Here is a 17,482-nt window from a genome sequence, read left to right as displayed (position 1 = left end):
CGGGTAGCCGGGCCCCAAAAACGACGAGCCCGTACGAGACGCGATGGGTCTCGTACGGGCTCGGGGGCGCTTCAAACTTCAATTCAGCCGATGAACCCGTTCCACTGGGACCCGATGGTCTGGAAGTTCGCGTCCGAGAGAACGCCGACCCGGTAGCACACGTTGGTCGAGCCCTTGTTGTAGCCGATGTTGCTGCGGCAGACGGGCGAGTAGCGCTTGGTCCAGCCGTCCGCCGCCATGTTCGCGTCCAGGCTCTGCTCGGCCTCGGTCACGTCATAGTGGCCCACGTTGGTCTGGCACTGGGTCGGGGAGATCGAGACACATCCCGTGGGCACGGGGTACGGCCAGGTGCCGGTGCTGCCACCGCCGCTGCTGCCGCTCGAGGCGCCAGTGACCGTTCCAAGCTCATCGGGGGAGCCACCATTCGCCTCGGGGCCGCAAGCCGAGAGCAGGAGGGACAGGCCAAGGACAGCGAATCCAGTGGTGAGGTTGCGGCGATTTTGAGTCTGCAAGATGGGTGCTCCTGAGTGTTTGAGATGAGACGGGTGCGCTTCAAAGCGAGCACCGTGCTGAACGAATTAGACGCCATTTCCGAGCACTTACGCAAACATGTAGTCACCTCAAGTACACACTGGACTGGGCTTGCCCGGTGACGTGGACAGTACTGTCCAAGCGGGACTGACTTCAGCCGCGCATCTCGGCGAGCCCGGCTTCGCGCGTCATGTGACCCACGTAGCCCAATTCCGCGCGGGCCTTGGCGTCGTTGACCGTCACCTCCTCGCCGATGAGCTTGAGCACCGAGCGGTGCAGGGGCGGCTCTCCCTCGAGGGGCAGCACGCGCCAGGCCGTCTCGGCCACCGTGGCGAGCACGTGGGCCACGGCGCGCGGCACCTCGCCCTCGGGCGCCTTCACCCCGCTCGCATCCAGCATGCGGGTGACGAAGGCGCGGAACTCCACCGGCGGGCCATCGGTGAGGAAGTACGCCTCGCCGCCGCGCCCCTTCTCCATCGCGAGCAGGAGGCCCTCCACCACGTTGGCCACGTGGCAGGTGGACGTCTGGTAGTGCCCGCCGCCAATCCAGCGGAACTGTCCGCTCCGCACCTTGGCGATGATCTCCGGCAGCACGGCCATGTCCCCCTTGCCCCAGATGAAGCGGGGGCGGACCACCACGGTGCGCAGCCCGTCCTGCCCGTTGGCGGCCCGCACGCGCTCCTCGGCGAGCCCCTTCGTCAACGGGTAGAGGCCGAGCGGCTTCTCCGGGCGCGGCCAGCTCTCGTCCGCCTCGACGATGGGACGGCCACCCACGAACATGGCCTCGGTGCCCACGTGCACCAGCACCTTCACCTTCGCCGCGCGCGCCGCGTCGAGCACGCGCTGGGTGCCCTCCACGTTCACCCGGAAGAACTCCTCCCGCGGCCCCCACGTCTTCACCGTCGCCGCGGCGTGGACGACGGCCTCGCAGCCCTCCATGCCCCGGCGCAGCGCCTCGGCGTCGTCGAGGTCCCCCCGCACCGGCTCCGCCCCCGCCTCGCGCACCGCCCCGGCCGCCTTGTCCGAGCGCGCCAGCGCCCGCACCTCGTCGCCCCGTGTCTTCAGCGCCTCGATGAGCCGCTTGCCTACGAAACCGGAACCGCCCGTGACGAACACGCGCATCGACTACCCCCAATCAATGACCTTGGGTCATATAACCAACGGCCCAGGGTCATTTGTCAAACCGGAGCGCGCGGGCGCCGTGGGCGCGGGCCGGCTCAGAGGCTCACGCCATAGAGGGCGCCGTACTTGGACTTGAGGTAGGCGAGGAAGTCCGTGTCGGTGAGGCCCTGGCCCGTCACCTTGCGCACCAGCTCCTCGGCGGGCTGGCGGTAGCCCTCAGCGTGGACGTGGGTGCGCAGCCAGTCGCGCAGGGGCTTGAGCTCTCCGCGCGCGAAGCCCTCCTCCAGCGTGGGCACGGCGCGCTGCGCGGCGCGGTAGAGGGACGCGGCGTAGAGATTGCCCAGCGAGTACGTGGGGAAGTAGCCGAACTCGCCCCAGGCCCAGTGGATGTCCTGCAGCACGCCCTGCGTGTCGTCCGGCGGGGTGATGCCCAGGAAGCGCCGCATGCGCTCGGCCCATGCCGAGGGCAGCTCCTCCAGCGGCAGCGCGTCGCGCACCAGCAGCAGCTCCAGCTCGTAGCGCAGGACGATGTGCAGGTTGTACGTCACCTCGTCCGCCTCCACGCGGATGAGCGAGGGCGTCACCCGGTTGACCCCCGTGTGGAAGGTGTCCAGGTCCACGCCCTGGAGCGCCTCGGGGAAGGCCTCGCGCAACGCCGGGAAGTAGTGCGTCCAGAAGGGCCGGCCGCGCCCCACCAGGTTCTCCCACATGCGCGACTGCGACTCGTGCAGGCCCATGGAGGGCGCGTTCGCCAGCGGCGTGCGGTAGTGGGCCTCGGAGAAGCCCTGCTCGTACAGGCCGTGCCCGCCCTCGTGCAGCGAGCTGAAGAGCGCCGTCAGCGTCCCCTCTTCAATATCCGTGGTGAGCCGCACGTCCGTGGGGTGCTGGCCGCTGGAGAACGGGTGGATGCTCTTGTCCTGCCGCCCCGCCTCCAGGTCGAAGCCCATGTCCCCGAGCAGCCGCAGCGTGAAGCGCCACTGCGCCTCGGAGTCGAAGCGCCGGCCCGCGAAGAAGTCCCCCACCTTGCGCGGCGCCGCCTGGAGGGCCGCCACCAGGGGAATGAGGTTGTCGCGCAGGGCGCCGAGCACCGGGGTGAGACGCGCCACGCGCATGCCGGGCTCGTACCCCTCGAGCAGCGCGTCATAGCGCTCGCCGTCGTGGCCGTAGGCGTCCGCCTGCTCGCGGCGCAGGCCGAGCATCCGCTGTAGCGCGGGCTGGAAGACGGAGAAGCGGTTCTGCTTGCGCGCCTCGCGCCAGGCCACGAGGCCCCGGCTCTGCGCCTCGGCGAGCGCCTGCACCAGCGCCTTGGGCACCTTCACCGCCCGCTCGCGCTCGTGGGTGAGCACGCGCGCCATGGCCCGCGGGTCGTCCGGGAGGTTCTTGTTGCCCACGGCCCAGGCGAGCAGCTCGCCCAGCCGGGGGTCGACCAGGCGCTCGTGGTAGAGGCCCTGGATGGTGGAGAGCTGGTGGGCCCGGGACTCCGCCCCCTTGGGAGGCAGGTAGGTCTCCTGGTCCCAGGTGGCCAGGCCGATGAGCCCACCGAGGTCCCGGAGCTCCTGCATCCGGGCGAGCAGCGATTCGAAGGTCTTTTCCATGGCGGTTTCTTTAGTCCGATTCGCCTTCGGTTCGCCTTGGACTTCCGCAAGCGTCGGCATTCGGTTAATTGCCCAGGCATGGCCAGCCAGATTCAGTTCTTCATGTCCCCCGACGACGAGGTCGCCTTCTTCCGCTTCCTCGAGCGCTACGAGCTGGAGGTGTACCCCCGGCGCGTGCCGCCGGACTGGAAGACCTTCCGGACGAGCCAGGAGAACGTCCCCCGGCTGCCCGAGGAGGACCTCTACCTGGTGGCGGTCAGCGTCGGGCCCGCCATCGTGGACAAGGTGAAGCGCGGCCCGGACAAGGGCTTCTGGCGCATCGACGAGGTGCGCTCGCCCGTCATCTTCATGGAGCGCTGCCGGATGAACGAGGAGGGCGAGCTGCTCAGCGGCCAGATGTGGGCCGAGATGGAGGTGACGCCCCAGACGGGCCGCAAGGACGCGGCCTCGGACCACTTCCGGCGCCAGTACCGGGAGATCGAGGAGTACATCAAGAAGACCTTCCGCAAGGGCGACCCCAAGGCCTTCTTCGTCGGCCCCAAGGCCGCGCGCCTCTACAAGGAGGGGCTGGTGCTGCGCGACTCGGCCCACCGCGGCGGCACCGTGGTGCCGTACAAGTGAGCGAGCCCCTCGCCAGCGTGTAGCGTTAGACTCCGTCAGCCCCCGGCACCCGTGTACCGATGGGCTGCTCTCCGGAGACGCGACCTTGCGACCCTTCTTCTCTGTCCTTCTTCCCCTCTCGCTCGGCCTCGCGCTCACAGCCACCGCCTGCGATCCGGACAAGCCCGGTGGGGGCGCTGGCAACGATGCGGGGAGCGAGGACGCGGGCGGGGACGAGGGGAAGGATGCCGGCGCCGGGACGGACGCGGGCACGACCGACGCGGGGACCGAGGAGCCCGGCGACGCCTGTACCCTCGCCAACCCCCAGCCCTCCGAGTGCGTCTACGGCTCGTTCTGCGGCTTGAGCGCAACCTGCCAGACCGTGCCCGCCCCGGCCTGCTCGAACTTCAGCGGCTTCCCTGTGCCGTGGGACCCGTCCACCTCCTCGGGACCGGTCATCTACGCCGCCGAGCTGATCTCCTTCGCGACGGATGACACGTACTGCCCCCCCACGATTCCCACGCGCCTCCGGACGCGCCTCCGGGCCTATTCGCTCTCGGGCGGCCTCCCGCAGACAGCCTCCGAGCTCGCGGCCGTGTTCAGCTACGTCCGCGACAACGGCTCGAGCGTGGGGGACGCCAGCCTCTTCAGCGACATCGTGACCAGCGGCGATCGGAAGAACATGGAGTTCCAGGTGAGCCTCTGCTTCAGCGCTTCGCGGACCACCGCCAGCCTCGGCTTCTACTTCGAGGGTGGCAACGCGTACTGCCAGGTCGCCAACAAGTAGCGCTTCGGGACCCGGGGCCACCCGGGGCCCTTACGGCACCGCAGCCCGCGGCACCTCCACCGTGCCCCGCGCGCCGTTGACCCTGAGCCGGGTGCTCAGCCTTCCTCGGCGATCCGGCGGCCCGTCCGCACCACCGCCTCGACCAGCGCGTCGATGTCCTCGAAGCGCGTGCGGTGGTTCACGAAGCAGCAGCGCAGCGCGAACCGGCCCGCGAGCACCGTGCTCGACGGAACGGCGAGCCCCGACTCCTGGAGCCGCAGCAGCAGTTCCTGGTTCACCCGGTTCAACGCGCCGTCGTCCAGGCCTTCACGCTTGAAGCGCAAGCACACGATGTTGAGGGGCACCGGGGCGAGCAGCTCCAACTCGGGATGCGCCGACACCCGCTCCGCCAGGTAGCGCGCCTGCTCGACATTCTGCTCGATGAGCTGGGTGAGGAGCCCCACGCCGTGGGCCTTGAGGGCCATCCACACCTTGAGGGCCCGGAAGCCCCGCGTCAGGTCGATGCCCCGGTCCGCGAAGGGCAGCCCTCCGGAGATGACGCCGCGCTCCAGAGTGGCCAGGTAGCTCGCGCTGCTCGCGAAGGCCGCGCGATGCACCGCCGCGTCCCGGACGAGGACACAGGCCACGTCGAAGGGCTGGTACATCCACTTGTGGAGATCGAACGCGAGCGAATCGGCCTGCTCGAGGCCCCGGACCCCGGGACGGAGCTTGTCGCTCATCGCCGCGAGCGCGCCGAAGGCTCCATCGACGTGGAACCAGAGTCCCTCCTCGCGGCAGAGCGCCGCGAGCCCCACCAGGTCATCGGACGCGCCCGTGTTGACGGTGCCGGCGGTGCCGATGACGCAGAGGGGGTGATGGCCCGCACGGCGATCCGCGGCGATGGCTTCGCGCAAGGCGCCCAGGTCCATGCGGAACGACGCGTCCACGGGCAGCAGGCGCAAGGAGCGCCGCCCCAGGCCGAGCAGCTCGGCGCTCTTGGTGGCCCACCCGTGGGTCTCCGTCGAGGCGTAGACGACGAGCCTCGGACCTTCCCTCTGCAGCCCGTGCTCGCGCACATCGAAGCCCGCCTTCGCATGCCGGGCGACCGCGAGACCGAGCACGTTCGCCATCGTCCCACCGAGCACGAGCAGGCCACTGGCGGACTCCGGGAAGCCCACGAGCTGGGTGAGCCAGGCGAGCACCTGGGACTCGACGAGGGCCGGGGCCTGATCGAAGCCCGCCATGTGCGGGTTCATGCCCGCGGCGAGCATGTCGGCCATCATGCCGAGCGGCGTCCCATTGCCCTGCACCCAGCCGAAGAAGCGCGGGTGCCGGTTGCCATTGGCGTACGGCAGGACGTAATCGAGGAACTGCTGGTAGGTGGCCTCGGCGCCCTGACCCTCGCGGGGGAGCGGCTCGCGCAGGTGCTGCCGCACGTCGCTGGACATGGGCTGCCAGGCGGGTTGGTCGCGCAGCGTCCGCAGGTGCTCGACCATGTCATCGACCATCTGGTGCGCGAGCTGGCGGAAGGAGTCCCAGTCCGCCGGGTCGAGTGTCAGCTCGGGTGTTGGAGTGTTTCGCGTCGTCATCACGCGGCGTTCGTAGCGCGGACACGGGTCCCTGTCTGGCCATTTCCGGACCTGGGAGCACCACCCCTCCAGGACAGAGGAGCGATGCGTCCGCCTAAGAACCCGTGCTGGCGAGCTGGCGCAGCATCGGCGCCGCCGAGAGGAACTTGAGCTCCGGGTGCTTCTCCTCGGCGTGCTGCAGCGCCCAGTCGTCCCGGAAGAGCACCAGCGGCAGCCCGTCCCGGTCCTGCACCGTCTGCCGGTTGCCTTCCCAGTCGAAGCTCTTCGGATCGAAGTTCGGCCCCACCACCCACCGCGCGTGGCTGAAGGGCAGCCGGTCCAGCATGATGCGCGCGCCGTACTCGTGCTCCACCCGGTACTGCAGCACTTCGAACTGCAGCGCTCCCACCACGCCCACGATGGGATCCTTCATCCCCATCCCGAGCTGCTGGAAGATCTGCACCGTGCCCTCCTCGGACAGCTGCTCCAGGCCCTTCTCCATCTGCTTGCGGCGCAGCGGATCCTTCGAGCGGACAATCGCGAAGTACTCGGGGCTGAAGCGCGGCACGCTGTCGAAGAGCAGGTCCTCGCCCTCGCACAGCGTGTCCCCGATGCGGAACATGCCCGGGTCGAACAGGCCGATCACGTCCCCCGGCCACGCGTCCTCGATGGCCGTGCGCTCGGCCGCGAGGAACTGGCTCGGCTTGGCCAAGCGCACTTCCTTGCCCAGCCGCGAGTGGAACGCGCTCATCCCCTTCGTGTACCGGCCCGACACCACCCGCATGAACGCGATGCGGTCGCGGTGCGACGGGTCCATGTTCGCCTGGATCTTGAATACGAAGCCCGCGAACTTCGGGTGCGTGGGCTCGCGCGGCCCGGCCTTCGTCAGACGCGACGTGGGCGCCGGCGCCAGCTCCAGGAAATGGTCCAGGAACGGCCGCACGCCGAAGTTCGTCATCGCGCTGCCGAAGAACATGGGCGTGAGCTGGCCCGTGGCCACCTTCTCCTGGGTGAACTCGTCCCCGCCAATGTCCAGCAGCTCGATCTCCTCCTTGAGCGTGGCCAGCTCGCGCTCGCTCAGGACGGTGAGGATGTCCGGCGAGTCGATGGAGACGGAGCGCTCGGCCACCTCGGACTCGCCGTGCCGGCCTTCCGCGGAGAAGACGTGCACCACCTTGGACTGCCGGTCATACACGCCCCGGAACTCCGGCCCCATGCCGATGGGCCAGTTCATCGGGTAGGCGCGGATGCCCAGCACCTGCTCCAGCTCGTCCATCAGCTCCAGCGGCGCGCGGCCCCAGCGGTCGAGCTTGTTGACGAAGGTGAAGATGGGGATGCCGCGCATGCGGCACACCTTGAAGAGCTTCTTGGTCTGCGGCTCGACGCCCTTGGCCGCGTCGATGAGCATCACCGCCGAGTCCGCCGCCGCCAGCGTGCGGTAGGTGTCCTCGGAGAAGTCCTGGTGGCCCGGAGTGTCCAGCAGGTTCACCGCGTGGCCCTTGTAGGGGAACTGGAGCACCGAGGAGGTCACGGAGATGCCGCGCTCCTTCTCCAGCTCCATCCAGTCGCTCGTCGCATGACGGCTCGCCCGGCGGGCCTTCACGCTGCCAGCCAGGTGGATGGCGCCGCCGTAGAGCAGCAGCTTCTCGGTAAGAGTCGTCTTACCCGCGTCCGGGTGGGAGATGATCGCGAAGGTGCGCCGACGGGCGACTTCCTGGTCGAGCTCGGATGCCATATCGGGAAGCCAACTATCACGGGGCGTGTGTTTTTTCGCGGGGTTCCCTCTCCCTGTGCCGTTCCCCCGGAGTGCGGCCGGGTCTCCAGGCCCCCCGCCGCACGCCGTGTGAGTCCCCTCTCCCTCTGGGAGAGCGGTAGGGTATGCGTCTTCCCTCTTCTCGCTCGGGAGCCAGGCATGCAGCGCAGCACCTACTCGACCGGAACCCCCTGGGAGCCCCGCGTGGGCTACTCCCGCGCCGTGCGCGTGGGCCCCTTCGTCACCGTCTCCGGCACCACCGCCACGGAGGCCTCGGGCCAGCTGGTGGGCAGGGGAGACGCCTACGCCCAGGCCGCCCAGGCGCTGCGCAACATCCAGGCGGCGCTCGAGGCCGTGGGCGCCCGGATGGAGCACGTGGTCCGCACCCGGCTGTACGTGACGGATATCTCCCGCTGGGAGGAGGTGGGCCGGGCCCATGGCGAAGTGTTCGGCACCATCCGCCCCGCCACCTCCATGGTCGAGGTGAAGGCGCTCATCGACCCGGCCATGCTCGTGGAAATCGAGGCCGACGCCATCGTGCCGGGGTGAGCGGGCCCATGCGCATCGTCGAGGGCAACCTGCTGGACCAGGACGTGGACGCCATCGTCAATGCCTGGAACCGCAACATCATCCCCTGGTGGCTGCTGCTGCCCCAGGGTGTCTCGGGAGCCATCAAGAAGCGCGGCGGGCTGGCGCCCTTCCGGGAGCTGGCGCGCGTGGGGCCCATGCCCCTGGGCTCGGCGGTCGTCACCTCCGCGGGGCGCCTGCCCTTCAAGGGCATCATCCACGTGGCGGGCATCAACATGCTCTGGCGCGCCTCGGAGCGCTCCATCCGGGACTCGGTAGCCAACGCGCTCGCGCGGGCCCGGGAGCACGGTTTCCGCTCGGTGGCCTTCCCGCTCATCGGCGCGGGCAGCGGAGGCTTCGACGAGGAGAAGGCGCTCGCGGTGATGTGCCCGGCCCTGGAAGCGGCGCGGGGAGAGCTCGCGGTCACCGTGGTGCGCTACCGCCCTCCCCCCTAAGCCAAGTGGGGAAAGTCCTGTCAGGGTGCTCTCGGCGCGAAGAACGAGGCACCTTCCGGTCGCGTTTCGTCCCGACTGGTACGACCATCGGACCAGTTGCGGGAAAACGCGCCCGGAGCCTCCCCCCTGACAGGACTTACCCCATCTGGCTTAGAAACGCCGGGAGACCCGTGGGGCCGCCCGGCGCTTCACGCGGGGATTCAAGCCGCGCGAGGGGGACTCAGAAGTCCGCCGTCACGTCGCCCGGCGCCTCGTCGGGCGTCTCCGAGGGCGCGCCCGGCTCCTGCGTGGTGTCGTTGGGGTTCTCGGCGGGCGGATCCATCTCGGTGTTGCGGAAATCCGCGGCGCAGTTGAGCAACTGGCCCTCCTTGAAGAGCACCGTGCAGCTACCCGGCTTGCCGTCCGTGCCCTTCACGCAGTCACGCAGCGCCTTGAGGCCCTCCTGCTCCTGCGCGTCCCAGCACGCGGTGCCCACGTAGACGTGACCAGCCGGGATGTCGCCGCCCGTGGCGAGCACGTCCGCACGGCCACCGATACCCGGCTGGAAGCGGATGCGGCTGAAGATGTTCTCCTTCTCGGCGGTCGCCGTCTGGCCCAGGTTCCACTTGCCCACGACGCGGATGCCGGTGACGCGCGAGGGCATCCGCCGGTAGCCCACGAAGGCGCCCGTGACGGCGTCATGGTTGGCCGGGTTCGGGGTGAAGTTGGCCAGCCGGTAGGAGACCGCCTTGTCATCGCCCGCGGTGTGCGCGAAGGAGGCCATCAGCTTGCCCTGGCCGGTGGTGTTCGGAGCCACCGCCTTGAGGTTGTCCAGGTTGAGGGCGAGCACGCCGCGGCCGCGATGCGCCACCTGGCCCCTGGCCAGCCGGCCCGCGCCCACCAGCTTCCACGCCGCGTCCTCCGTGCTGCCCAGCGGCCGAGCCTCCAGCTTCCACGCGAAGCGCTTGTCGCCCGTCTTCTTCACCTGCAGCCGGTAGGTGGCGTTGTCCTGGTCCTTCGGGCCGTACACCACCACGTCGCCCTTCGCCGCCTCCTTCAGGTCGCCGTTGGTCAGCGTGGTGATGCGCGTGACGGCGTCCTTGAGCGCGGCGTTGAGGGCCTTCACCTCGGCGCGAGCGCCCGCGAGGAATTCGGGCCCCTGCGCGGCGAGCGCCTGCGCATAGGCCCCGGAGAAGTCCTCCGCCGTCAGCGCCGCGCCCTCGTCGGCCGAGGCACCGTTGATCTCCAGCGACGTGCCCGCCAGGTCCGGCGTGGCCTCGACATACTCCGTGTCCTGCACCGTGCCACCGCACGCCGCCAGCACCAGCACCGCACCCAGCATCATCGACTTGTTCAGACGCATGACCCGCTCCTTGGGAATTCGTTCGCTCCTCTCCAACCCAGCGGGCGTGCGTTGGTTGCGGGGGGATTTTCCGGCGATTTTTCCCGCCCGCTGTGCCCCCCGCCCCTCCTTCATCCGACACCGGGCGGGCGGCCAGGCCCGGTTCACGGACCGGGACGCGCCGGGGCACCCCATTGCGGAGCGCCTTTCCTGCGTTACCCATGAATTCATGACCGAAGTCCAACCCACGTCCCGCGACTACATGATTCCCGAGGGCTGCCCCGTGTGCGCGGCGGACCTGCCCGTCCGGGTCACCTCGGCGGGGCCGAACGGTGTCTGCAAGCACTGCGGATGGTTCGGCCGCCCGCTCGTCACGGTGACCCACAGGGGACTCCGCATCACGTACGAGGGCGCACAGGCCTGAGAAGCGCCCCTCGCGGGTGAGCACTCCGCGGCTCAGCTGCTCGCGGAGGTGTAGCGGCCGATGGCGTGCAACCATACCCGGCGCGAGATGAACGCGAACACGAGCGAGCCCACCACCGCCCACAGCAGCGACGTCCACGGCAGCCGGCCCAGCAGGGCCTCGGCGGGGAAGGTGGTCATCACCGCGAGCGGAATCACGAAGGTGAAGATGAAGGACAGCACCCCGCGGAACACCGAGGCCGGCCAGCGCGCCGCATCGAAGATGGACGTGAAGAAGTACGTGAGGTTGTCCACCTTCACCACGTAGAAGGCCGCGGCCACCGTGAGAATCCACAGCGAGTAGAGCAGCAACACGCTCGTGGCCATCAGCCCCAGCGACACCAGCACCCCCAGGGGCGACGGCCCCCGCCCCAGCACGTGGAAGCCGTAGCCAAAGACACCCAGCGCCGCGAGCACGTTGATGGCCCGCCACGGCAGGAAGCGCTCGGTGGACACGAGGAACTGCGCGTCCGCGGGCTTGAGCAGCACGAAGTCCAGCGTCCCCTTGCGGATGTGCTCCACCACGCCCGTGAGACTGGGGTTGATGGCTCCCTCGAGAATCCCCTGCAGCAACGTGAACCAGCCGATGACGAGCAGCGACTCGCCGAAGCTCCACCCTTCGATGTTCTGCTGCTCGCTCTGGAAGACGACGAACAGGGGCACCAGCGCGGTGACCGTCCAGAAGAGCGAGATGATGCCGTCCACGAGGAAGTCCCCGCGGTACTGCATCGCGAGCAGGCTGGAGGCCCGGAGCCGTACTCCGAGCAGTCGCAGGTAGCGGCGCAGCATCTCCCTACCCTCCAAACGCCGCGAAGCGCTTGAGGCCCCGCTTCCAAAGTCCGAGCGACACCGTCAACACCAGCCCCACCCACAGCCACTGTCGAACCAGCAGCCCGAGCGCCTCGCCCAAGCCGTGCTGGTTCGTCATCAGCTCCACCGGCAGGCCGATTTGATAGCGGAAGGGCAGCCAATCCAGCAGCCACCGCAGCGCGGGCGGGAAGAGCTCCACCGGGTAGAGGTAACCGGAGCACACGAAGAAGAGGGCGATCCACACGTCCATCAGCTTCAGGCTGCTCTCCATGAAGAGGCTCAGGGTGCCGATGGCCACGTTGCACAGGAAGGTGAGCAGCCACCCGCCGAAGAGCGCCAGGAAGAAGAAGACCCAGCGCCACCCCTCCCGGGGCACCGAGTCCGCGCCCAGCTGGACCACCGAGAAAACAGCCACCGGCACCACGATCAACAGCCGCATGGGGAAGGAGCCGAGGTTCTCCGCCGCGTAGCTCCACAGCGGAGAGATGGGACGCAGCAGGCGCATGGCCAGCGTGCCCTGGCGCACCTCGTAGTTGATCTGCCAGGCGGCCCAGGCGCCCGTCATCTGCCGCACCACGAAGGCGGCGAGGAAGTAGCGCACGAAGTCCTGCGAGCCATAGCGGCCCACGGGCTGGTAGCGCGCCACCGCCGTCCACAGTGCCATCGAGATGAAGGGCATGGTGGTGGACAGCACCCAGACGAACATCTCCGCCCGGTAGGCCACCGCCTCGGCCACGCCCACCCGCAGCAGCGTGGGCAGCGCCCGCAAGGTGCTCCGCGCGCTCATGCGCCCACCACCCCGCGCCGTGCCTTGGTCTCGGCGAACAGCTCGCTCATCACCTCTTCCAGCGGCGCGTTCTCCACCGTCAGGTCCTGCACCGGCAGGCTGGAGAGCGCCCGGCTCACGGTGGTGTTCACCGCGTCCTGCGGCACCTGCAGTACCGCCGTGACGTTGTCGTGCGTCACCACCTTGCCCAGCGGCGCCAGCACGGCCGCGTCCACCGGCTGGTTGAGCCGCAGCACCACGCGCTTCTCCGGCCTCACCCGCTGCACCAGCGCGTCCAGCCCCCCGTCGTACGACAGCACGCCCTTGTCGATGACGATGACGCGCGGGCACAGCGCCGCCACGTCGTCCATGTAGTGGCTGGTGAGGATGAGCGTGGCCCCGTTGCGCTCGTTGTAGGCCTTGATGAACGTGCGCATCGTGGCCTGCATGGATACGTCCAGGCCGATGGTGGGCTCGTCCAGGAAGAGCACCTTGGGCCGGTGGATGAGGGCCGCCGCCAGCTCGCACTTCATCCGCTCGCCCAGCGACAGCTGCCGCGTGGGCTTGGGGATGAGCTCCTCCAGCTCCAGCAGCGTCACCAGCTCGTCCAGCGTCTGCTTGTACTGGGCCCTCGGGACGTCGTAGATGGCGCGGTTGAGCTCGAACGTCTCGGAGGGCGGCAGGTCCCACAGCAACTGCTGCTTCTGCCCCGTCACCAGCATGATCTTCTTGAGGAACAGATCCTCGCGGTGGCGGGGAACATGACCATCCACCCGCACCTCGCCGCTCGAGGGATGCAGCAGCCCCGAGAGCACCTTGAGGGTGGTCGTCTTTCCGGCCCCGTTGGGACCCAGGAAGCCCACGCGCTCGCCGGGCTTTATCTCGAAAGAGATGCCGTCCACGGCCTTCACGGTGGTGTAGGTACGGTGGAAGACGGAGCGGAGGGCGGCCATGAGGCCGGGCGGGCGCTTGTGGACCTGGTAGTGCTTGCGCAGGTCTCGGACGGAAATCATTGGGACAGGGTTTAACGCGGTTGCCCGGAAGAGGCGACCCCTCGTTGGAAGGCAGGGTTGGATGAGTGGCGCTTACGGCAAGGACCTCGAGCGGTGGATCCCCCGGCTCATCGCCGTCTGGCGGCAGGCCCGTGGGCGTGGAGAGGGGCCCGAGACGCGCCTGACGCCCCAGGAAATCAAGGAGGTGGGCGCGGGGGTGAAGCAGCTGTCGCTCGGGCTGACGCGCGACCGGAAGCTGGCCGGGGCGAAGTACATGGACGACCCCAGGCTGCTGGGCGCCTACCTGCTCTTCTACTGGCCTGTCTCCTATGCCCAGGCCCGCGAGGCGCTCGGGGAGCTGGCGAACCGGCCCCGCACGGTGCTCGACCTGGGGAGCGGCCCGGCCCCGCTGTCCTTCGCCGCGCTGGACGCGGGCGCCGCGGAGGTAACGGCCGCGGACCGGAGCAAGCCGGCGTTGGCGCTCGCCCGGGCGCTCGCGATGGAGGCGGGCGAGGCGCTCGCCACCCGGGAGTGGGACCCCACGCGCAAGGCCGCCCCACCCGAGGGCAAGTACGACCTGATTACGATGGGCCACGTGCTCAACGAGCTGTACGGCGCGGGGGACGAGGCGGTGAAGCCGCGCGCGGCGCTGCTCGAGCAGGTGCTGGCGCAGGTGAAGCCGGGCGGGAGCCTGGTGGTGCTGGAGCCGGCGCTGCGAGAGACATCCCGGCTGCTGCTGAAGGTGCGGGACGTGATGGTGGAGAAGGGCTACGCCATCCGCGCGCCGTGCATGTTCCGAGGGGCCTGCCCCGCGCTGGTGAAGGAGAGCGACTGGTGCCACGCGGAGCGCCAGTGGCCGATGCCCGGGGTGGTGGAGGAGATCGCCAAGGCGGCGGGGCTGCACAAGGAATCGCTGAAGATGAGCTACCTGGTGCTGGCGCCCAAGGGCGAGGGCTGGCCGGAGCCGAGGCCGGAGCGGCTGTTCCGGATTGTCTCCGAGTCGCTCGAGGGCAAGGGGCGGCAGCGCTTCATCGGCTGCGGACCCGAGGGCCGCATGGGCCTGGCGATGCAGGAGAAGCACCGCACGGAGAAGAACGAGCGCTTCTTCAAGCTGCACCGCGGGGACGTCATCTCGGTGACGAACACGGAGGAGAAGGGGGACGGGCTCGGGCTGAACGACACCTCGGAGGTGACGGTGGTGGCGTACGCGGGCAAGGGAGTCCCCCCGGCGCCCAAGCCCACGCCGCCTGCGGAAGAAGCGAAGCCCAAGGAGCCCTGAGTCTCCGCCCGGGTCGGACCCCGAGCACCTTGCCCCTCGCCCTCCGGGAGGGGGGACATCAATCCGGGTCACTCCACGGAAGAAGATGAGAGGAATTGGAGGATGGCGCGGCCGAAGCCCTCGGGGTCGTCCTCGCAGAACCCGTGCCCCGAGTCCGGCACCGTGACCACGGGAATCCCGGCGGCCTCCACCTGGCGTGCCGTCTCGTGCGTGGCCTCGTCGCTGCGCCCTCCGAGGATGTAGCCCTTGCGCTCGAGCGGCAGGGCGGCCAGGTGCGCCAGCATGCCCGCCCCGTGGTGCACGAGCGACACGGAGCTGCGGTGGAACGCGAGCGGATCCGCCTGCCGGAGCGCCTCCTGGTACAAGCCCGAGGACTGGCGGACCCATCCGTCCCAGCGGCGGAGGAACACGTCCACCGGAGTGGCGGCGGCCCGGGCACTGCCCGTGGCGTCCTCGGGCCTCAGGTTCGGCTCGGCGACCACGAGCGCCTGGAGCGGACGGCCAGCTCGCAGGAGGCGCTCGGCGAGCAGCACCGCCAGCGTACCGCCCATGCTGTGGCCCACCAGGACGAGCGGACCTGACTCCGTGCCGAGCAGTGCCGCCAGGAGCTCCGCCTGCTCGCGCAGGTCATAGCTGAAGTCCGCCGGGCGCTCGCTCTGGCCGAAGCCCACGAGGTCCACCCAGAGGCTCGCGTGGCCCTGGAGCGCCGCACCGCGCGCGACGGGCGGCCATTCCAGGCTTCCGGCACAGCCGAGCCCGTGCAGATAGACGACGAGCGGGCCCGTGCCCGGCGTGCGGCCCATGGCCAGCCGGGGAGCTCCGCGAGACGAGGACGGAGGAAGGGAGGACACGACGAGCGGCATACACCCACCGCTCGATACGAACCAACTGACACACCTTCTGTTGGTAGGCCAAGCGCCGAACTGTTCACGGAGAGTCGGTGCTGCTTCCGGCTGCCAGGACGTCGCGATCGGTCTATAGGGACGATCCATGAAAGCCATCCAGATTCCCCGTCGTGGAGGCGCCTTCGAGCTCGTCGAGCGCCCCATTCCCGAGCCGAGTGCCGAGCAGGTCCTCCTCCGCGTGGAGGCCTGCGGCGTGTGCCACGGAGAGAACGTGGCCATCGAGGGCCACATGCCCGGCGTGCAGTACCCGCGCGTCCCTGGCCACGAGGTCATCGGCATCATCGAGAAGCTCGGTCCCGGCGTGAGCGGCTGGAAGCCAGGCCAGCGCGTCGGCGTGGGCTGGGATGGAGGGCACGGCCAGGTGACCGGCCTCACCGTCGACGGCGGCTACTCGGAGTACACGGTGGCCTTCGCCGATGCGCTCGTGACGATTCCCGACGGGCTCGGGGCCCTCGAGGCCGCGCCGCTCATGTGCGCGGGCGTCACCACCTTCACCGCGCTCAAGCACAGCAAGGCGCGCATGGGCGATGTCGTCGCCATCCAGGGCATCGGCGGGCTCGGACACCTGGCCATCCAGTACGCGCGCAAGGCGGGCTTCCGCACCGTGGCCGTCTCGCGCGGCCGCCAGAAGGAGGCCCTCGCGCGGCAGCTCGGCGCCCACGAGTACATCGACACCGACACCGAGGATGCGGCCAAGGCGCTCAAGGCGCTCGGTGGCGCGAAGGTGGTCATCGCGACCGCGCCCAACGCCAAGGCCATCCAGGCGCTCGTCGGGGGCCTCGCCATGGACGGCGAGGTGGTCATCGTCGCGGGCTCGGGCGAGAAGATGGAGCTGTCACCCGTGCAGCTGCTCGGCCGGCTCGCGGTGCGCGGCTGGGTGGCCGAGGGCCCTCACGACACCGATGCGACCGTGCGCTTCAGCGTGCTCCAGAACATCCAGCCGCTCGTCGAGGTCTTCCCGCTGGAGAAGGCCACCGAGGCCTATCAGCGCATGATGAAGGCCGACGTGCGCTTCCGCGCGGTGCTCAAGATGTCGTGAGCCTCCGGGCTCGCTGAGGTAAGTGTAGCGCGCATGAGCGAAGCACCCGCGACCCGTAGTTCCCCGACCCTGCCCCCCATCCCGGCGGTGCTCCTCGCCGTGGTGAGCGTGCAGGGCGGCGCCGCCTTCGCCAAGGACGTGTTTCCAGCGCTCGGCTCGGCGGGCACCGCGGGCCTGCGCATCTCGCTGTCCGCGCTCCTGCTGCTCGCGGTGGTGCGTCCGCCGCTCGCACGGCTCACGCGCGCGCAGTGGCTCGCCGTCATCCCGTACGGCCTGGTGCTCGGCACCATGAATCTGAGCTTCTACGTGGCGCTCGCCCGCATCCCGCTGGGGCTGGCCGTCACGTTGGAGTTCGTGGGGCCCCTCTCGCTCGCGGTGTTCGGGTCGCGGCGCGCCGCGGACTTCCTCTGGGCGCTGCTCGCCGCGGTGGGCATCCTCCTCATCGCCCCGTGGCGCCAGGGCGTCGGCGCGCCCGACCTGGTGGGGGTGCTGCTGGCGCTCTTCGCGGGGGCGTGCTGGGCGGCCTACATCGTGCTCGGCGGGCGCGTGTCCCGGGTATTTCCCGGCGCACAGGGCGTCGCAACGGGGATGCTGTTCGCCGCCCTGACGGTGCTGCCCTTCTCGCTCGCGCAGGGCCTCGCGGCACGCATCACGCCTCCGCTGTTCGCCGCGGGCCTGGCCATCGCGCTGCTCTCCAGTGCGCTGCCGTACACGCTGGAGATGATGGCGCTGCGCGTCCTCCCGAGCCGCACCTTCGGCATCCTGATGAGCCTGGAGCCCGCGGTCGCCGCCCTCGCGGGTCTGGTATTCCTGCACGAGCAACTCACCGTGACGCAGTGGCTCGCGCTGGTGTTCGTGAGCGCCGCGTCCGCGGGGGCCGCCCTCACCGCGCGCCGCGTGGCTCCGCCCGTGGAGGCCTGAGCGGTTGCTCCGCCTCGGGTGGGGGCCCTA

18 protein-coding genes are annotated in these 17,482 nt (G+C 69.7%); 8 read left to right on the top strand and 10 right to left on the bottom strand.

Annotation, left to right across the window (positions count from 1 at the left end):
- Positions 1 to 83: 83 nt before the first annotated feature.
- The 3 genes from ACJ8AN_RS05570 to ACJ8AN_RS05560 form a co-directional block, all read right to left on the bottom strand.
- Positions 84 to 512: a hypothetical protein gene (locus ACJ8AN_RS05570; RefSeq protein ID WP_407754184.1), complete on the bottom strand. Its 429-nt coding sequence runs from the start codon at positions 510 to 512 to the stop codon at positions 84 to 86.
- A gap of 172 nt (positions 513 to 684) precedes the next feature.
- Positions 685 to 1,653 (bottom strand): NAD-dependent epimerase/dehydratase family protein, encoded by a 969-nt coding sequence (locus ACJ8AN_RS05565; RefSeq protein WP_407754183.1) that lies wholly within the window; start codon positions 1,651 to 1,653, stop codon positions 685 to 687.
- A 95-nt stretch (positions 1,654 to 1,748) separates the two neighbouring features.
- Positions 1,749 to 3,248 (bottom strand): carboxypeptidase M32, encoded by a 1,500-nt coding sequence (locus ACJ8AN_RS05560; protein ID WP_407754182.1) that lies wholly within the window; start codon positions 3,246 to 3,248, stop codon positions 1,749 to 1,751.
- A gap of 78 nt (positions 3,249 to 3,326) precedes the next feature.
- Between ACJ8AN_RS05560 and ACJ8AN_RS05555 the strand changes: the two genes are divergently transcribed.
- Together ACJ8AN_RS05555 and ACJ8AN_RS05550 are read left to right on the top strand one after the other, a co-directional pair.
- A complete protein-coding gene (locus ACJ8AN_RS05555) occupies positions 3,327 to 3,869 on the top strand; it encodes a hypothetical protein (protein ID WP_407754181.1) in 543 nt (180 codons plus the stop codon).
- An 85-nt stretch (positions 3,870 to 3,954) separates the two neighbouring features.
- A complete protein-coding gene (locus ACJ8AN_RS05550) occupies positions 3,955 to 4,635 on the top strand; it encodes a hypothetical protein (RefSeq protein ID WP_407754180.1) in 681 nt (226 codons plus the stop codon).
- 95 nt (positions 4,636 to 4,730) lie between these two features.
- Here the strand turns inward: ACJ8AN_RS05550 and ACJ8AN_RS05545 are convergent, their stop codons facing one another.
- Complete coding sequence (locus ACJ8AN_RS05545) at positions 4,731 to 6,203, bottom strand: pyridoxal phosphate-dependent decarboxylase family protein (protein ID WP_407754179.1); 1,473 nt, start codon at positions 6,201 to 6,203, stop codon at positions 4,731 to 4,733.
- Positions 6,204 to 6,297: 94 nt separating this feature from the next.
- The gene (locus ACJ8AN_RS05540) at positions 6,298 to 7,917 is read right to left on the bottom strand and encodes a peptide chain release factor 3 (protein WP_407754178.1); all 1,620 of its coding nucleotides are present in this window, start codon (positions 7,915 to 7,917) and stop codon (positions 6,298 to 6,300) included.
- 177 nt (positions 7,918 to 8,094) lie between these two features.
- Here ACJ8AN_RS05540 and ACJ8AN_RS05535 point away from each other — a divergent pair, with 177 nt between their 5' ends.
- Together ACJ8AN_RS05535 and ACJ8AN_RS05530 are read left to right on the top strand one after the other, a co-directional pair.
- The gene (locus ACJ8AN_RS05535) at positions 8,095 to 8,484 is read left to right on the top strand and encodes a RidA family protein (protein ID WP_407754177.1); all 390 of its coding nucleotides are present in this window, start codon (positions 8,095 to 8,097) and stop codon (positions 8,482 to 8,484) included.
- An 8-nt stretch (positions 8,485 to 8,492) separates the two neighbouring features.
- Positions 8,493 to 8,957, top strand: coding sequence for a macro domain-containing protein (locus ACJ8AN_RS05530; RefSeq protein ID WP_407754176.1), 465 nt, complete (start codon positions 8,493 to 8,495; stop codon positions 8,955 to 8,957).
- A 220-nt stretch (positions 8,958 to 9,177) separates the two neighbouring features.
- Here the strand turns inward: ACJ8AN_RS05530 and ACJ8AN_RS05525 are convergent, their stop codons facing one another.
- Complete coding sequence (locus ACJ8AN_RS05525; protein ID WP_407754175.1) at positions 9,178 to 10,299, bottom strand: hypothetical protein; 1,122 nt, start codon at positions 10,297 to 10,299, stop codon at positions 9,178 to 9,180.
- 208 nt (positions 10,300 to 10,507) lie between these two features.
- Between ACJ8AN_RS05525 and ACJ8AN_RS05520 the strand changes: the two genes are divergently transcribed.
- A complete protein-coding gene (locus ACJ8AN_RS05520; protein ID WP_407754174.1) occupies positions 10,508 to 10,702 on the top strand; it encodes a hypothetical protein in 195 nt (64 codons plus the stop codon).
- A gap of 32 nt (positions 10,703 to 10,734) precedes the next feature.
- Here the strand turns inward: ACJ8AN_RS05520 and ACJ8AN_RS05515 are convergent, their stop codons facing one another.
- Genes ACJ8AN_RS05515 through ACJ8AN_RS05505 form a run of 3 tightly spaced genes read right to left on the bottom strand, consistent with a single transcriptional unit; the run spans position 10,735 to position 13,329 of the window.
- On the bottom strand, positions 10,735 to 11,529 hold the full coding sequence (locus tag ACJ8AN_RS05515) for an ABC transporter permease (RefSeq protein ID WP_407754173.1): 795 nt from the start codon (positions 11,527 to 11,529) through the stop codon (positions 10,735 to 10,737).
- A gap of 4 nt (positions 11,530 to 11,533) precedes the next feature.
- A complete protein-coding gene (locus tag ACJ8AN_RS05510) occupies positions 11,534 to 12,337 on the bottom strand; it encodes an ABC transporter permease (protein WP_407754172.1) in 804 nt (267 codons plus the stop codon).
- The gene (locus ACJ8AN_RS05505) at positions 12,334 to 13,329 is read right to left on the bottom strand and encodes an ATP-binding cassette domain-containing protein (protein WP_407754171.1); all 996 of its coding nucleotides are present in this window, start codon (positions 13,327 to 13,329) and stop codon (positions 12,334 to 12,336) included. Before ACJ8AN_RS05505 ends, ACJ8AN_RS05510 begins: the two co-directional genes overlap by 4 nt.
- Before the next feature lie 61 nt (positions 13,330 to 13,390).
- Here ACJ8AN_RS05505 and ACJ8AN_RS05500 point away from each other — a divergent pair, with 61 nt between their 5' ends.
- Positions 13,391 to 14,587: a small ribosomal subunit Rsm22 family protein gene (locus ACJ8AN_RS05500; protein WP_407754170.1), complete on the top strand. Its 1,197-nt coding sequence runs from the start codon at positions 13,391 to 13,393 to the stop codon at positions 14,585 to 14,587.
- A gap of 68 nt (positions 14,588 to 14,655) precedes the next feature.
- Here ACJ8AN_RS05500 and ACJ8AN_RS05495 read toward each other — a convergent pair whose 3' ends face one another.
- Positions 14,656 to 15,450 (bottom strand): alpha/beta fold hydrolase, encoded by a 795-nt coding sequence (locus ACJ8AN_RS05495; protein WP_407754169.1) that lies wholly within the window; start codon positions 15,448 to 15,450, stop codon positions 14,656 to 14,658.
- A gap of 127 nt (positions 15,451 to 15,577) precedes the next feature.
- On the opposite strand from ACJ8AN_RS05495, the gene ACJ8AN_RS05490 reads away from it, so the two are divergent.
- Both ACJ8AN_RS05490 and ACJ8AN_RS05485 read left to right on the top strand, forming a co-directional pair.
- Positions 15,578 to 16,531 carry a zinc-binding dehydrogenase gene (locus ACJ8AN_RS05490; protein ID WP_407754168.1) on the top strand — a complete coding sequence of 318 codons (954 nt, stop codon included), beginning with the start codon at positions 15,578 to 15,580 and terminating at the stop codon, positions 16,529 to 16,531.
- Between the two features lie 33 nt (positions 16,532 to 16,564).
- Complete coding sequence (locus ACJ8AN_RS05485) at positions 16,565 to 17,452, top strand: EamA family transporter (RefSeq protein ID WP_407754167.1); 888 nt, start codon at positions 16,565 to 16,567, stop codon at positions 17,450 to 17,452.
- The last annotated feature ends 30 nt before the right edge of the window (positions 17,453 to 17,482 follow it).

Source organism: Archangium sp. (assembly GCF_045802675.1).
Taxonomy (GTDB): Bacteria; Myxococcota; Myxococcia; order Myxococcales; family Myxococcaceae; genus Archangium.
The sequence above is the reverse complement of the archived record's forward strand: the minus strand, read 5'-3'. Positions and strand labels throughout refer to the sequence as shown.

Coding starts and splice junctions, on each gene's coding strand:
- ACJ8AN_RS05565 (WP_407754183.1), bottom strand. CDS start 1,653: ATGCGCGTGTTCGTCACGGGCGGTTCCGGTTTCGTAGGCAAGCGGCTC.
- ACJ8AN_RS05560 (WP_407754182.1), bottom strand. CDS start 3,248: ATGGAAAAGACCTTCGAATCGCTGCTCGCCCGGATGCAGGAGCTCCGG.
- ACJ8AN_RS05555 (WP_407754181.1), top strand. CDS start 3,327: ATGGCCAGCCAGATTCAGTTCTTCATGTCCCCCGACGACGAGGTCGCC.
- ACJ8AN_RS05545 (WP_407754179.1), bottom strand. CDS start 6,203: ATGACGACGCGAAACACTCCAACACCCGAGCTGACACTCGACCCGGCG.
- ACJ8AN_RS05540 (WP_407754178.1), bottom strand. CDS start 7,917: ATGGCATCCGAGCTCGACCAGGAAGTCGCCCGTCGGCGCACCTTCGCG.
- ACJ8AN_RS05535 (WP_407754177.1), top strand. CDS start 8,095: ATGCAGCGCAGCACCTACTCGACCGGAACCCCCTGGGAGCCCCGCGTG.
- ACJ8AN_RS05530 (WP_407754176.1), top strand. CDS start 8,493: ATGCGCATCGTCGAGGGCAACCTGCTGGACCAGGACGTGGACGCCATC.
- ACJ8AN_RS05525 (WP_407754175.1), bottom strand. CDS start 10,299: ATGCGTCTGAACAAGTCGATGATGCTGGGTGCGGTGCTGGTGCTGGCG.
- ACJ8AN_RS05520 (WP_407754174.1), top strand. CDS start 10,508: ATGACCGAAGTCCAACCCACGTCCCGCGACTACATGATTCCCGAGGGC.
- ACJ8AN_RS05515 (WP_407754173.1), bottom strand. CDS start 11,529: ATGCTGCGCCGCTACCTGCGACTGCTCGGAGTACGGCTCCGGGCCTCC.
- ACJ8AN_RS05510 (WP_407754172.1), bottom strand. CDS start 12,337: ATGAGCGCGCGGAGCACCTTGCGGGCGCTGCCCACGCTGCTGCGGGTG.
- ACJ8AN_RS05505 (WP_407754171.1), bottom strand. CDS start 13,329: ATGATTTCCGTCCGAGACCTGCGCAAGCACTACCAGGTCCACAAGCGC.
- ACJ8AN_RS05500 (WP_407754170.1), top strand. CDS start 13,391: ATGAGTGGCGCTTACGGCAAGGACCTCGAGCGGTGGATCCCCCGGCTC.
- ACJ8AN_RS05495 (WP_407754169.1), bottom strand. CDS start 15,450: ATGCCGCTCGTCGTGTCCTCCCTTCCTCCGTCCTCGTCTCGCGGAGCT.
- ACJ8AN_RS05490 (WP_407754168.1), top strand. CDS start 15,578: ATGAAAGCCATCCAGATTCCCCGTCGTGGAGGCGCCTTCGAGCTCGTC.
- ACJ8AN_RS05485 (WP_407754167.1), top strand. CDS start 16,565: ATGAGCGAAGCACCCGCGACCCGTAGTTCCCCGACCCTGCCCCCCATC.